The 15,728-nt window shown below is 36.4% G+C and carries 13 protein-coding genes; 4 read left to right on the forward strand and 9 right to left on the reverse strand.

What is annotated here, in order from left to right; genetic code table 11:
• The 3 genes from MR062_RS16160 to MR062_RS16170 form a co-directional block, all read left to right on the forward strand.
• Window positions 1–3,245, forward strand: a 3,245-nt coding sequence (locus MR062_RS16160) for an HYR-like domain-containing protein (protein ID WP_242206168.1), incomplete at its 5' end; no start/stop codon positions are given.
• 11 nt (window positions 3,246–3,256) lie between these two features.
• Window positions 3,257–4,183: a PorP/SprF family type IX secretion system membrane protein gene (locus tag MR062_RS16165; protein ID WP_242206170.1), complete on the forward strand. Its 927-nt coding sequence runs from the start codon at window positions 3,257–3,259 to the stop codon at window positions 4,181–4,183.
• 15 nt (window positions 4,184–4,198) lie between these two features.
• The gene (locus MR062_RS16170; RefSeq protein WP_242206172.1) at window positions 4,199–6,115 is read left to right on the forward strand and encodes an OmpA family protein; all 1,917 of its coding nucleotides are present in this window, start codon (window positions 4,199–4,201) and stop codon (window positions 6,113–6,115) included.
• A gap of 601 nt (window positions 6,116–6,716) precedes the next feature.
• Here the strand turns inward: MR062_RS16170 and MR062_RS16175 are convergent.
• The 8 genes from MR062_RS16175 to rpsA all read right to left on the reverse strand — a co-directional run bounded on the left by MR062_RS16175 (window position 6,717) and on the right by rpsA (window position 14,216).
• Window positions 6,717–7,211 carry a CAP domain-containing protein gene (locus MR062_RS16175; protein ID WP_242206173.1) on the reverse strand — a complete coding sequence of 165 codons (495 nt, stop codon included), beginning with the start codon at window positions 7,209–7,211 and terminating at the stop codon, window positions 6,717–6,719.
• A gap of 166 nt (window positions 7,212–7,377) precedes the next feature.
• Window positions 7,378–8,025: a pyridoxamine 5'-phosphate oxidase gene (gene pdxH / locus MR062_RS16180; protein ID WP_242206175.1), complete on the reverse strand. Its 648-nt coding sequence runs from the start codon at window positions 8,023–8,025 to the stop codon at window positions 7,378–7,380.
• A 27-nt stretch (window positions 8,026–8,052) separates the two neighbouring features.
• Window positions 8,053–8,958, reverse strand: a complete 906-nt coding sequence (locus MR062_RS16185) for a ribonuclease Z (RefSeq protein ID WP_242206178.1) — start codon at window positions 8,956–8,958, stop codon at window positions 8,053–8,055.
• A gap of 206 nt (window positions 8,959–9,164) precedes the next feature.
• Window positions 9,165–9,497: a ribonuclease Z gene (locus tag MR062_RS16190; protein WP_242206180.1), complete on the reverse strand. Its 333-nt coding sequence runs from the start codon at window positions 9,495–9,497 to the stop codon at window positions 9,165–9,167.
• Window positions 9,498–9,500: 3 nt separating this feature from the next.
• Window positions 9,501–10,430 (reverse strand): aspartate carbamoyltransferase catalytic subunit, encoded by a 930-nt coding sequence (locus MR062_RS16195; protein WP_242206181.1) that lies wholly within the window; start codon window positions 10,428–10,430, stop codon window positions 9,501–9,503.
• A 211-nt stretch (window positions 10,431–10,641) separates the two neighbouring features.
• Window positions 10,642–11,181 carry a bifunctional pyr operon transcriptional regulator/uracil phosphoribosyltransferase PyrR gene (gene pyrR, locus MR062_RS16200; RefSeq protein ID WP_242206183.1) on the reverse strand — a complete coding sequence of 180 codons (540 nt, stop codon included), beginning with the start codon at window positions 11,179–11,181 and terminating at the stop codon, window positions 10,642–10,644.
• Between the two features lie 145 nt (window positions 11,182–11,326).
• On the reverse strand, window positions 11,327–12,067 hold the full coding sequence (locus tag MR062_RS16205) for a T9SS type A sorting domain-containing protein (RefSeq protein WP_242206186.1): 741 nt from the start codon (window positions 12,065–12,067) through the stop codon (window positions 11,327–11,329).
• A 307-nt stretch (window positions 12,068–12,374) separates the two neighbouring features.
• The gene (gene rpsA / locus MR062_RS16210) at window positions 12,375–14,216 is read right to left on the reverse strand and encodes a 30S ribosomal protein S1 (RefSeq protein WP_242206187.1); all 1,842 of its coding nucleotides are present in this window, start codon (window positions 14,214–14,216) and stop codon (window positions 12,375–12,377) included.
• A 304-nt stretch (window positions 14,217–14,520) separates the two neighbouring features.
• Here rpsA and MR062_RS16215 point away from each other — a divergent pair, with 304 nt between their 5' ends.
• The gene (locus MR062_RS16215; RefSeq protein ID WP_242206191.1) at window positions 14,521–14,901 is read left to right on the forward strand and encodes a LysM peptidoglycan-binding domain-containing protein; all 381 of its coding nucleotides are present in this window, start codon (window positions 14,521–14,523) and stop codon (window positions 14,899–14,901) included.
• A gap of 65 nt (window positions 14,902–14,966) precedes the next feature.
• Here MR062_RS16215 and cmk read toward each other — a convergent pair whose 3' ends face one another.
• Window positions 14,967–15,656, reverse strand: coding sequence for a (d)CMP kinase (cmk, locus tag MR062_RS16220; protein WP_242206193.1), 690 nt, complete (start codon window positions 15,654–15,656; stop codon window positions 14,967–14,969).
• Window positions 15,657–15,728: the final 72 nt, after the last annotated feature.

Below are 15,728 nucleotides of genomic sequence, written 5' to 3' on the forward strand. Positions count from 1 at the left end.
CAAGAAGCGACAACGCCGCCATAAACGATCCGTGGCCCTTGGGTACGACAACCATCACATGGACCTTTACGGATTCCAACAGCAACGAGGTTTCCTGTACTCAGGACGTCGTGGTTACAGACAACCAAACCCCCACTCTAACATGTCCTGGAGACTTAACCGCCACATGTGATATTTCAGAGCAACCTGCTTATTCTAACTATGCAGAATTCACAAATGCTGGAGGTATAGCATCAGATAATTGTACTATTAACGAAGCTAGTTTTACTTTATTAAATGAAGTTAGTGATAATCTAAGTTGTCCTGAAACAGTAACTCGAACATATCAAATTGCAGATATGACCGGTAATCTAGCGACATGTACACAAATAATTGTTGTAAATGATGAAACCCCTCCAGTTATTGACAACACAAACACCGCCAACATTGAAATAGAATGTGGTATCGATGACCCTCAAAAATTAACCGATTGGTTAAATAACCATGCTGGTGCTACTGCTACTGATAACTGTGGAAGCGTGACATGGACCAACGATTATGGACAAGATACCAATGTACAGTGCAAGGGCACAAAAGTTCCAGTAACCTTTACTGCCACGGATGCATGTGGAAACAAAACGACTACAACAGCAACCTATTTAATTAAGGATACTGAAGCTCCTACAATAATTACAAACGCATCAGACTTAACCGTACAATGTGATGGTGCTGGCAACATTAATGAGTTTAACACTTGGTTAAATTCAAACGCAGGTGCACAAGCAACTGATGACTGTTCAGCTATTGCATGGTCGAATGATTATGGTGTTGACGGAAACACAATGTCTGATGACTGTGGTATGACTGGAAGTGTCACCGTAACCTTTAAAGCTACAGATGCTTGTGGTAACTTTAGTGTAACAACTGCTACTTTCATAATTGAAGACACGACCCCACCTACACTTACAGTTCCTGCCGATGTAACTATCGAATGTACTGAAGATGAAACCAGCGCCAATACTGGAGTAGCAACATCAACGGATACCTGTAGCAATGTAACCATTACAGAAAGTGATGCTGTGGTAGAGGCTTGTGGCAATACCAAAGTCATTACCAGAACCTGGACGGCTACCGATGAATGTGGCAACCCAACTTCGGCTACTCAAATAATTACCGTTCAAGATACAACGCCTCCGGTATTAACTGTACCTGCTGATGTAACCATTGAATGTACCGAAGATGAAACCAGTGCAAATACGGGCGTGGCTACAGCTACCGATACTTGTGGCAATGTAACCATTACTGAAAGTGATGCTGTGGTAGAGGCTTGTGGAAACACCAAAGTCATTACCAGAACTTGGACGGCTACCGATGAATGTGGCAACCCAACTTCGGCTAATCAAATAATTACCGTTCAAGATACAACACCTCCGGTATTAACCGTACCTGCTGATGTAACCATTGAATGTACCGAAGATGAAACCAGTGCAAATACGGGCGTGGCTACAGCTACCGATACTTGTGGCAATGTAACCATTACTGAAAGCGATGCTGTGGTAGAGGCTTGTGGAAACACCAAAGTCATTACCAGAACTTGGACAGCTACCGATGAATGTGGCAACCCAACTTCGGCTAATCAAATAATTACCGTTCAAGATACAACGCCTCCGGTATTAACCGTACCTGCCGATATAACCATTGAATGTACCGAAGATGAAACCAGTGCAAATACGGGCGTAGCTACAGCTACCGATACTTGTGGCAATGTAACCATTACTGAAAGCGATGCTGTGGTAGAGGCTTGTGGAAACACCAAAGTCATTACCAGAACCTGGACGGCTACCGATGAATGTGGCAACCCAACTTCGGCTACTCAAATAATTACCGTTCAAGATACAACACCTCCGGTATTAACCGTACCTGCTGATGTAACCATTGAATGTACCGAAGATGAAACCAGTGCAAATACGGGCGTGGCTACAGCTACCGATACTTGTGGCAATGTAACCATTACTGAAAGCGATGTTGTGGTAGAGGCTTGTGGCAACACCAAAGTCATTTCAAGAACCTGGACGGCTACCGATGAATGTGGTAACCCAACTTCTGCTACTCAAACCATTACTGTAGTAGATACCACCAAACCCACATTCACTGCACCTGCTGATATCACTATAAGTTGTGAAGAGAATGCAGAGGATTTAACCTTAACTGGTGATGTTACTGATGAAATGGATAATTGCTCTAGCAATATAGACGCTTCTTATACGGATAGTATTGCTGATGGCGATTGCGCTAACGAAAAAGTAATTACTAGAACCTGGAGTTTATCTGACGACTGTAACAATACCACAACACATGTTCAAACCATTACAGTGATTGATGATAAAGCACCTGAATTAGTTACCCAGCTTCCAGGCAATATTACTGCTAGCTGTGATAATATCCCAGCAGCTCCAGAACCTGGATTTGCCGATAACTGTTCACAAAATGTTACCATTAACTTTACAGAAACGTCTACGTTCAGTGCAAACACAATCGATAATTATGAAATTACAAGACAATGGGAAGTGTCTGATGATTGTGATAATACTAAAGTATACGAACAAATTGTTACTGTAACTATTGATGATTTTGTGAACCAAGTTTCAGACGCAGCTTGTTCAGATGATGGTGTAATTGATTTGAATGACTACATTAATAACTTTAATGATGATGCTAGCTGGACTTTTGTTTCTGGCGTAACGTCTAACATTGATTTTACTGGAAGTTTGTTTGATCCAGAAAATTTGGTAGATGTAGCAAATGAAATTGATTTCTTAGGCGACTATGTATTTAGCTACACCTATACAAGTCCTACAGGATGTAATGAAACTACAGAGGTAACCATTACTATAAATGATGATTGTATTGTTTACCCATGTAGTTCCGAAGATATTATAATATCTAAAGCGGTTACACCAAACGGCGATAGTTATAACCAGACCTTTGATATCGATGCCGATCTAAACTGTGGTTATAGAGCCTATGTTAAAATATTTAACCGTTGGGGTGCACAAATTTTTGAATCGGCAAATTACCCTATAGGTAGAAATGAAACCCCAAGTTCACAACCAGGTAAATGGGAAGGACAAGCTAAAGGCGCCATCGGCAATGCAGATAAAGCTCCAAACGGAACATATTATTATATAGTTACATTACAAAATAGTGACGGATCAGCTTCTGGAGTCCCTCCTTTTACTGGACCAGTTTACTTAGGAACCAAATAAAACTTTAACCTATGAAACTTATTAAACATTACATAATCGCTATTGCATTGTTTAGCTGTACGTTTGGAATTGCGCAGCAATTACCGCAGTTCACGCAGTACATGTACAATACAATCTCTATAAACCCCGCTTATGCTGGTAGTAGGGAAGCTTTAAGCATTGTCGGTCTTCATAGAAGCCAATGGGTTGGCTTTGATGGTGGTCCTATCACGCAAACACTTTCCATTCATACACCACTAAGAAATGATAGGATTGGTTTGGGTCTGTCTTTTATTAATGATGACTTAGGGCCTCAAAGATATTCTTATCTGTATGGCGATTTCTCCTATAGTATTCCAACAGGAACCAATGGTAAGTTAGCTTTTGGTATCAAGGGAGGATTTACGGGTTATAGTTTTGATCAGGATTTTTTAAATGATCCAACGGTCATTAATGACCCCTTCTTTAATGGCACGCAAAACCGTTGGGCCCCTAATATAGGTCTGGGTGTATTTTGGAGTACCAACAAATGGTACTTAGGCTTATCGGCTCCAAGAGTATTAAATAACGATGTGAATAAAGAAGAAGGCTACAAAGCTTTGGAACGTATTAGTTATTACTTTACTGGTGGTTACGTATTCAACCTAAGCAATAGTTTAAAGTTTAAACCCTCTTATTTGGTTAAGGCTACCAACGGCGCACCATTATCTTACGACTTTACGGCCAATTTCCTATTCAATGAAAAGTTTTGGATTGGTGGTTCATACCGCTTGAATGAGTCGGCTGGTTCTTTTGGAGGATTTGTAGACTTTCAAGTATCAAGACAGTTAAGGGTAGGTTATGCCTATGAAAAGCCAAATGTTGATATTAATAGATATTCAAACGGCACCCATGAGATCCTACTCATTTATGAGTTTAAGTTTATGAGCAACAAATTAAAATCACCTAGATATTTCTAATAAAAAAATCACCCCATGAAAATAAAAAATTACATATTAGTTTGTATCCTATTGACGGTGAGTTTTACGGCCTCTGCGCAATACGGAAAACAGAAAAAAGCAGATACCTTATTTAATAAGTTCTCCTTTGTAAAAGCAGCAGAAGTTTACCAAGAGCTTATAGACAACAACTATAACAAAGACTATGCTATCCGCCGTTTGGGCGATTGTTATGCCTTATTAAGGGATCCAAAAAACGCAGCTAAATTTTATAAAAAAGCAGTAGCACAGGAAAATATTCCTATTGAGTACTACTATAACTACGCACAAGCTTTACGTGGTATTGAAAATTACGACGAATCTAAAGAGTGGATGAAACGCTATAAAGATTCGGGAGGCGTTATAAATACCAGTAAATACTTAAAGCGTGGCAACTTTATTACTAATGTATTTAATGCCAAGCAACAGTATTTCTTAAAAAAATTCAACCATAATTCAAAATTGAGTGATTTTGGAGCCTATGAGCATGGTGGAAAAATATATTTCGCATCCACTAGGGATGAAGGGGTTTCCATTAAGCGTCTATATGGCTGGAACGAACAACCTTTCCTAGATGTTTACGCCATAAACAAAGACCGCAAAGAACCGGCCGACCATACTTCGAAATTAAATGGCGATGTAAACACCATGTATCATGATGGTCCTGTTACCATTACTAATGATGGTAAGGCTATGTATTTTACAAGAAATAGCTTTATCGATAATGTTTACGACAGCAATAAAAAAGGTATTAATCAAGTTAAAATCTATAGAGCGACTTTAAAGGATAGCCTTTGGACAGATATTGAAGATCTATCCATTAACGATTCTGAATTCAGCACACAACACCCAGCCCTTAGCCCTGATAATAAGAAGCTATATTTTGCTTCAGACAGACCTGGTGGTTATGGAGCTTCAGATCTTTATGTAGTAGATATCAATGACGACGGCTCTTTAGGTGAACCTACAAACCTAGGTGAGGTAGTTAATACGAAGGGATCTGAAGGTATGCCTTTTATAAATAATGAAGGTAGCCTGTTTTTCTCTTCCGATGGCCATGTAGGGCTTGGCCTGTTGGATATTTTTGGAACAGTTGCCAATGAGAATGGAGACATTGTAGATGTTATAAACCTTGGTGTTCCGGTTAATTCCAGTAAAGATGACTTTTCATTTAGTATGAATGCAGACGGGCTTTCCGGCTATTTTGCATCCAATAGATCTGGTGGTATGGGTGATGATGATATTTATGCCTACAACCGTATTCCTTTGTTAAATGTTGAAGGTACGGTTACAGACATTGTAAACAAAAAACCTGTACCTAATGCCATTATAACCTTATTGGATGGAAACGGCAAGCAGATTGCCTATATGGAAACCGATGAGAAAGGGTATTACGAAATCAATATCGACAGGAATGTAGATTATAAAATCACGGCCAGCCAAAAGAAATATGAGGACGATTCTAAAAGTTTTACCTCCAAAGGCATTGAAGATTCTGTTACAACAATTACAGTTGACCTAGAACTAACGCCTGTAAGAGACGTTGTTAAATTAGCCGATCTTGGTATCATCTATTTCGACTTTGATAAACATAACATTCGTCCTGATGCTGCTTTAGAATTGGATAAGATTGTTAAGTTAATGAATGAAGATTACCCAGGCATGGTTATCCGTATAGAATCTCACACCGACTCTAGAGGTACGTTAACTTACAATGATAAATTATCTATAGATCGTGCAAATTCTACTTATGAATACTTGGTCTCTAATGGTGTTGATCCAGCTAGAATAACAGCACATGAAGGATTTGGTGAACGCCGATTGACTAACGGGTGCGATGGTAGTGTAGACTGTGAAGAAAACAAACACCAGTTAAACAGACGTACCGAATTTATTATTATTAAAATGCAATAAAAGCCAAATTCTAAACTAATTGAGAACCCCACTAAGATTGATTTCTTAGTGGGGTTTTCATTTATAAACACTAGAGCATGTTTTATAAGCTAATTACCATCGAATTAGTTGCCTTTTGCAATACGAGCTACTGGTCTACATACAAGGATCCGTTTAATATCATCACAATAAACAAGAAAAGCAATATTAAAAGAGGCCCTGAAACAAATACAGCTTAAGAAATCATTAGAGACCATTATATTCAAGATAACATTTATCAGCTTTATAACAATTTCAAATCATATAAAAAGGCGCTATTTTCCCAAATGACTAGCTTAAAACTAATTAAGAAAAAACAATAATGAATTAATCTGAGAACGATTATTATTTAAAAGTCCAAACCTCTTGTAAACATCTGTTCTTTTTAATTGCTAGTCATTTTCAATGCCATTATTGGCTAACTATATTCTTTAATCAAAATCAGATTAAATTAAAAATCCTCCCAACTTTGTGGGAGGATTTTATACCTAAAGCTAAATTCAATAACAAATAGTTATTAATATATAACCTATCTTTTATAAATAGGCTATGTCTTTAACCACTCTTTAAAATAGCAGTTATGTTATTTTTTTATAAATATATTGGTATAATACCATTTTCCTTCTTCATTCTGTTCGGCAGAGATATCAAAGTTTGTGAAATCACCTTCTATATTCGATTTATGACCTTCGCTTTTAATCCAGGCCTTGACAACAGATTCTGCTGAAGTGTAGCCATAAGCAACATTTTCGGATACTTTAGTAGCTCCTGCATTTTCCTTTAAGTAAGTGCTTCTTTTATAGAAATTATCATGGGATACAGTATTATTATCGACCATATAATCGGTATGCGAAAATGCAACAGACTTTACTACTTTCATATCATTTAAAGGTGTTAAGCCTAAAGATAATCTATGATCGTTAATAAGGTTTAAAATTTGTACTTCTATTGTTTTGGTAGCTGGAGTAACAAGGTTTTCGACTAATGCCTCAGCTTTATCGTCTAAGCTTTCACTTGAACAGGAAAAAGCAAATAAAGCTAGCAATGCCAATAACGGCAATTGTTTTAATAACTTCATAAGTAGGTAAATTTAGATTTGGTTCTGTAAAATTAGCAGCCTACTTAGAAGAGAGTGTTAACAAAATGTTAAAATCGATTAAAAACTTGTATTACATCGAATTTAAATGTTTTTAATCGATGTAATGACTGTTAAATAGTTTTTAAACTGTCTTTAATCGGTTTTTTTATGGAGATAATCGATGAATTAGCCAATTGTAATCTTTTTGAAGCTTATAGCGTATTCTATCATGTAACCTGTTTGGTCGCCCCTGCCAAAACTCAAGTTCAACGGGCCTAACCAAATAACCTCCCCAATGTTTGGGTCTTGGCACTTCCATTCCTTCAAACTTTTTTTCCAAGGCCTTAAGTTGTTCTTCTAAAACAGTTCTATTTTCAACTATATCGCTTTGGTTAGATAATAAAGCCCCTAATTGACTGCCTCGGGGCCTAGTTTCAAAATAGCCATCGCTTAAATTTTCAGCAATCTTTTCGGCCCTACCCTTAATAATTATTTGACGTTCTGCTCCATGCCAAAAAAAAGATAAACACACATTGGGGTTAGCTTCAATCGCTTTTCCTTTTTCACTGTTATAATTGGTAAAAAATATAAATCCTTCAAAAGTAAACCGCTTAAGCAGCACTACCCTATTCTTTGGGAATCCATCAAGTCCGATTGTAGATACTGTCATGGCATTATTTTCATCCGCTGAAAAAAACTGATCCACTTCATGAAACCATTTTTGAAATAGTTCCATTGGGTTTTTGGGGACGTCACTTAACCGCAACTCCCCTTTTTCGTAAGACCTTCTATAATTGCTTAAATCGTTTTCCATAATAATATTGCAATTTACTGGAATTTTCTAAAACGTAAAGACTTTACCATCTTCACATAACTCTACATTCTCAAAGATTTCTTCTGCTTCGGCTTTAAAACCTTCTAAGCCATCGTAACGCGTTGAATAATGCCCAAGAAGTAATGTACCCACATTAGCCTGTTTAGCGATTCTTGCAGCTTCTTTTGCTGTAGAATGCTTGGTTCTTGGCGCAAGATGCGCGTGCTTTTCTAAAAAAGTAGATTCGTGATAAAGTACCGATGTATTTTTAATTATAGGTACAATATCTTCTTTATAAACCGTATCACTACAAAATGCATAACTCTTTGGTTTGGAAGGATTGCTTGTTACCAATTCATTTTTAATCAACTCACCATTTTCATTTACCACATCTGCTCCCTGCTTTAGCTTTCTATAATAAGCTATATCTATATTGGCTTTTTCAACTGCTTCTATATCCAATTTTCTGTCGCCAGACTTTTCTTTAAATAAATAACCATTGGTATACACTCTGTGTTCCAGGGGAATGGTATGTACTTCAACTGAATCGTCTTCAAAAATTAATTCAGATTTTTTTGAGGTCAATTCATGGAAAATAAGTTTGTAATTGGTCCAGGAATCGGCCAGCTTCATTTGAAGCGTAACTACCTCCTTAATCCCCTTAGGACCGTAGATATGCAAATCGGCTTCACGGGTTAGCAATCGGAATGTAGAAATCAGCCCAACCAATCCAAAAAAATGATCGCCATGTAAATGCGAAATAAAAATATGCTTAATGCGGTTGAACTTAATTCTATGTTTTCGCAATTGCACTTGGGTACCCTCCCCACAATCTATTAAAAACATGTGATTGTTAATTTCCAATACTTGTGAAGTTGTATTGGTTAAAGCCCTTGGGGTGGCACTATAACATCCTAGAATAGTAAGTTTCATGTGTTTATGTTTACTGTTCGAAATGGCCATGTTTCACATGGATTGGAATAACGACCACTGATGCACTCAGCCCAGACATACAACATTTTTACAATCATCCCTTTGAGTGCCGAAATCTAACCATGGTATTTCATTACATGCTTTATAACGCTATTAAGCCGTTTGAGACAAATCAACTAAGCTTATAAATTACTGAAAAACAAATATTAAAGCTCCAGGTCTCGTTCCATTTCTTCCATTTCAATGATATCGTAAGCTTCTTGCAAGGTAGGCACCACAACTAATTCATTTGGGATATCATCGATATCGATTTTGTTGGAAACAATCACAAAAGAATGCTTTGCCGCCCTATGGGTATTGGATAGTTCTAAAAATTCAACAATATCTTGAATGCCAACTTTTTTAATACCGGTTAAAGCTACAATTACATTGTTGTTTTTATATCTTGGGTATAACGCCTGCAGCTTCTTTACCAATTCTATAATTGAAGCCTTCTCTTGGGTTACTATGGTAATGTTCCCGTCTTGGTCTAAAATCATAATCTATTGTTTTATTTTCGACGCCAATAAATAAATCACTGCCATTCTAACCGCCACTCCGTTTTGTACCTGATCCAAAATAATGGACTGTTTAGAATCGGCTACATCACTAGTAATCTCTACACCTCTATTTATAGGCCCTGGGTGCATGATAACAATTTCTTTGTCCAATGAATCCAATAAGGCCTTATTAACCCCAAACTGTTGCGTATATTCGCGAGTTGATGGAAAATAACTTATATCCATGCGTTCGTTCTGAACACGCAACATATTGGCTACATCACACCAGTTTAAGGCTGCCCTTAAATTGGTTTCAACCTTAACGTCTAATTTATCAATATATTTTGGAATTAAGGTTTTTGGGCCACATACCATAACTTCTGCCCCTTGGAGCTGTAACGCATAAATATTAGACAAAGCTACACGGCTATGCAAAATATCGCCTACAATAACCACTTTCTTTCCGTTTACACTGCCTAGTTTTTCCCTTATAGAGTAAGAATCTAACAGTGCTTGTGTTGGGTGTTCATGGGCTCCATCACCCGCATTAATGATACTGGCATTAACATGTTTAGATAAAAAGACTCCTGCTCCGGGATTTGGGTGACGCATCACAACCATATCGACCTTCATCGATAATATATTGTTTACCGTATCGATTAAGGTCTCTCCCTTTTTAACCGAAGATTGCGCCGATGAAAAATTGAGCACATCTGCAGATAAACGTTTTTCGGCCAATTCAAAAGACAACTTGGTTCGTGTTGAATTTTCAAAAAAGAGATTGGCAATAGTTATATCCCTAAGCGAAGGCACTTTTTTGATGGGCCTGTTAATCACCTCTTTAAAATGATCGGCTGTTTTAAAAATAAGTTCAATATCTTGTTCCTTAAGATATTTTATTCCTAATAAGTGATTAACACTTAATTCGCTCATTGTTACTGTTTAAAGTTTGAAGTTACTTGTGTATCCCTTAAAAACCCGTACTTCAGTTATTCATTATTGTTCAATTAGGTCTCGACTAGGCTTGACCTGACACTATATCTAGCTTCTAGCTTCTAGCTTCTAGCTTCTAGCTTCTAGCTTCTAGCTTCTAGCTTCTAGCTTCTAGCTTCTAGCTTCTAGCTTCTAGCTTCTAGCTAAATTATTATTTTTCTATTAGGTAAACCGAATCCTCTCCTTCGTTTTCCATCCAATTTACTTTTACTTTTTCGTCGTTTATCACATCCACCTGACGTCCTCTGTAATCGGGTTGAATGGGTAAATGACGACTAAACCGTCTATCGATAAGGGTCAGCAACTCTATTTCATTAGGTCTTCCAAACGATTGGATAGCTGTTAGGGCTGCCCTTATACTTCGTCCTGTATATAATACATCGTCTATAAATACCACATTTTTATCTTCTACGATAAAATTTATTTCGGTGGTATTGGCCGCCAAGGGCTTATCTCCACGACGAAAATCGTCTCTATAAAATGTAATATCGAGATACCCTAACTGTATATCCTGCACACCGTATTCTTCCTTTAATATTTTAGCTATTCGATTAGCTAAAAAAGTACCTCGAGGCTGAAGCCCAATGAGCACTGTATTGGAAAAATTGGTATGTTTTTCAATTAATTGACAAGCCAATCGATGAAGAATGATGTTTACCTCTTTTGCGTTAAGTAAAACTTTTTGACTCATATACTTTCCAAACGTATTTGGTGTACAAATGTAATGTAAAAAATCATAGCTTACAATCAAGTTTTATGCTTTGTTTAGAGTTATAAAACTGTAAAAGCTCCCATTTAGGAGCTTTTACAAAATTATATACAAAGGCTATTAACTATTATTGTTTAATAAACTTGTAAGATTTTGAAGAGGTACTTCCTTTGAACTTAACTACATACACCCCTTTATTTAGACGGTTAATGTCTATTTCTTCAATAGTTGTATTACCACTAACTTCAATTACTAATTGTCCCATTAGATTATAAATGGCATAATCTGTAAACGCGTTGTTGTTTATTAATTCGATAGTATTTTCCTTAACGACCATTCTAAAACTATCTAAACTCTGACTATTAACTGATAATGTTGGATCGTACTCACTTACAAAATCAATGACTGTTTCTTCCAATATAGATGTAAGGCTTCCTACCAATGGTTTGCGAATCCTTAAATAATAATCATCATTGGAATCTACATTAATAATATCTTCGGTAAAACCACTATTTATTCCAATAAGAATATTATAAGAAGAACAAAGGATTTCTTCCCGGTTATTAATATCTCCATTAATGGCTCTTATAATTTGATAATCAAAAGATGATAAAAAAGTTAATCCTGAAGTCGTCATGCCAACAGTAACTTTATTTGCTCCAGGAATAACATCATGTTTATAAAAAACATCTGCTGACGCATCACCACAAGACGGAGATAATTCAGAGTCTGTTAATGAATTAAAAATAGTTTCATCAATAATAGGAATGCCAGTTCCAACAATGGTAATTGGATCGCCAATTGTGTCTCCCTGTGCCAAAATAATACTTGTACTCAACAAGGCAATTAATAGTAGAACTTTTTTCATGTGTTAGGGGCTTTGGTTAATAATTAAATCCTGAAAATCAATAATTAATCCTTCAGTAATTTAGTACTTACACCATAAAAAACAATGCTGTTTTTAGACATAATGTAATCTAATATAGACAAAAAAATTCTACAAACCGACAATATGTATGTTTTTTTCTATGAAATACACATTTTTTTAACATTTACTAATAAAACCCATAAAAAAAGCCTTCAAAAAATTGAAGGCTTTTTAATTATTTTCTGAGCCATTTAAACTGCACTTCGACTTTGCTTAGTGCCCATGCTCAGTGAACAGGTAAATAGAATTACTTCTTCCCGTCCATTTTATCCTTAAGTGCTTGTAAAGCATCATTAGCATCACCTAAAGTTGGTTTTGCTTCTGCAGCTGCAGCTTCTGCTTTTCTAACAGCTTGTTTCACTATTTTAGCTTCTTCTGCTTTAAATACAGCAGTATGAGATGCTACAACACGCTTGAACTCTTTGCTAAATTCAATAATCTTGAATTCTGCCTCTTCACCTTTCTTAAGGGTAGACCCGTCTTCTTTTTCAAGGTGACGAGAAGGTACAAATGCTACGATATCTTCGTTAAACACTACAGTAGCTCCTTTGTCTACGATTTCAGCAATTTGTGATTTGTGAACCGTATCTAAAGCGAATTCCTTTTCGTATTTATCCCAAGGGTTATCGGTAGTTTGTTTGTGTCCTAAACTTAATTTACGACCTTCAACATCTAATTCCAATACTACAACATCTAACTTATCACCTACAGCACAGAACTCACTTGGGTGCTTGATTTTCTTGGTCCAAGATAAATCTGAGATATAAATTAATCCGTCGATACCTTCTTCCAATTCAACAAAAACACCAAAGTTTGTAAAGTTACGTACTACACCTGTATGGTGAGAACCTACTGGGTACTTGCCTGTAATATCAGTCCAAGGATCTGGAGTTAATTGCTTAATACCAAGTGACATTTTACGCTCTTCTCTATCTAAAGTTAAGATAACTGCTTCAACTTCATCTCCTACAGAAACGAAATCCTGAGCTGAACGTAAGTGTGTAGACCAAGACATTTCAGATACGTGAATTAATCCTTCAACACCATCGGCTACTTCTATAAACGCACCGTAATCTGCTATAACTACTACTTTACCTTTTACTTTGTCACCTACTTTAACTTCTTCTGCTAAAGCTTCCCATGGGTGTTTGCTCAATTGTTTTAAACCTAATTGGATTCTTGATTTATCTTCATCAAAATCAAGGATTACCACGTTAAGTTTTTGGTCTAATTCAACAATTTCGTTAGGGTGATTAATTCTAGACCAAGATAGATCTGTAATATGGATTAAACCATCTACACCACCAAGGTCGATAAATACACCGTAAGAGGTAATGTTTTTAACAACACCTTCTAATACTTGACCTTTTTCTAACTGACCAATAATTTCTTTCTTCTGTTCTTCAATATCAGCTTCAATTAAAGCTTTATGGGATACTACTACGTTCTTAAACTCATGGTTGATCTTAACCACCTTGAATTCCATAGTTTTATTCACATACTGATCGTAATCGCGGATTGGCTTAACATCGATTTGAGAACCTGGCAAGAATGCTTCAATACCAAATACATCTACGATCATACCTCCTTTAGTTCTGCATTTCACAAAACCGTTAACGATTTCACCAGAATCGTGGGCAGCGTTTACACGATCCCATGCTTTAATTACCCTAGCTTTTCTGTGAGATAATACCAATTGACCTGTTGCATCTTCGCGAACATCAATTAATACCTCAACTTTATCGCCTACTTTTAGGTTTGGATTGTAACGGAATTCGTTTAAAGAGATAACACCTTCAGACTTAGCGTTGATGTCGATGATCGCATCGCGGTCTGTAATGTGGATTACAGTTCCTTCAACTACTTCGTTATCTAAAGTGTCAACGAAATTTTCTGCTACTAGTTTTTCAAATTCTTTTAATTGTTTGTCGTCAACCTCATCAATACCTTCTTGGTAATTGTGCCAGTTAAACTCTTTTAAGAATTTTTCAGGGTTTGCTTGTGCTTCTGATACTACAGGAGCTTCAGCGGTTTTTACTTCAGTTGATTCTGTTGCTTCAACTTCAGCTTGTTTTGCTTTTTCAGCCATTTAATTTAAAAAACAATACTTTTTGAATTTTCCTTTATTGAAAACACAATTGTATTGCGATTTGTATTCTGTATGCTTCGGAAATTTTAAGCGCTTAACACACAGAAGTGTTATTAATTATTTTTCTTAATTCCTTTTATTTTCCGACGATTCGCTAAAAGGAGTGCAAAAATACACATTATTAGCATAATTACCTAAAAATGAACAAATAAATTATCTGTGACTATTAAGGATTAATGGTGTCTTATAAACTGTAGTAAAGTTTTACTATTTATAATGTGTAACCTATAAATATAAATCGATTATGTCTGTAAAACTAAAATATAAGCCTGTACTCGATCTGGGCAAAGCCCTAAACATTAAAAACGGTAATGTTAAAGAAGAATATGGAAAGTTATTGGTTTGGGGAATCGCTAAAACCCAATATGAGAAAAATATCCTTTGGGATAAGATAAAGGAAATTGGAGGCGATGATCCAAACGATATTATAGCCGATATAAAAGTTAGCGATACCAGTGTATATCATAGACACACCGTAAAAAACGGCGAATCCCTAAGCAAAATTGCAAAGCATTATTACGGAAACCCAATGAAATACCAAGTGATTTTTGAAGCCAACACCCCTATTTTAAAGCGCCCTGATTTAATATATCCTGGCCAAGAATTGGTTATTCCTAATCTATAATTTACATATAGTCAAATAAAAGCGACCGTGCATCAATAAACCCAATGACTGGTTGCTTTTCTTATTCAAGCATGTAATACCTTATTTACAAGCTTCTTTATTTCATCAAACTGTTCTTCCAGAGATAAATTGGAGTTATCGATTTCAATAGCATCCTTAGCTTTAATTAAGGGGGAATCTTTTCTGTGTGAATCTATATAGTCCCGCTCTTCTACATTTTTTAAAACAGCTTCAAAAGATACGTCGTCCCCACGTTCCAACAATTCGCTATAACGTCTTAAAGCCCTTGTTTCTGCCGAAGCAGTCATGAATAGTTTCAATTCTGCATCGGGAAAAACAACAGTTCCTATATCCCGTCCGTCCATAACCACTCCTTTTTCTGCACCCATTTGTTTTTGGTGCTGTACCAATTGGGCACGAACTTGAGGCACTGTCGCAACCTGGCTAACAAACCTAGAAACTTCTAACGTGCGAATCTCCTTTTCAATATTTACGCCATTTAAGTAAACCTCTGCAAAGCCTAATGCTGCATTAAATTTAAAACTAACCTTAATTTCACTTAATTTGTCGAGTAACCCTTCAACATCAAAATGGTTTTCATCAATGAGACCATGCTCCATGGCAAAATAGGTAACGGCTCTGTACATCGCCCCCGAATCTACATAAACATACCCCAAATGCTTGGCCAATTGTTTTGCCACGGTACTTTTTCCTGTGGATGAATAGCCATCTATGGCTATGGTAATTTTACTCATTACTTAGTTTTAAAGGGGCTAAATTACTTAAATTATAAGTTTAGAGTGCCTAAAATATTTAAAATACTTAAA

Source organism: Aestuariivivens insulae, assembly GCF_022662195.1.
In the GTDB taxonomy this organism is placed as follows: Bacteria; Bacteroidota; Bacteroidia; order Flavobacteriales; family Flavobacteriaceae; genus Aestuariivivens; species Aestuariivivens insulae.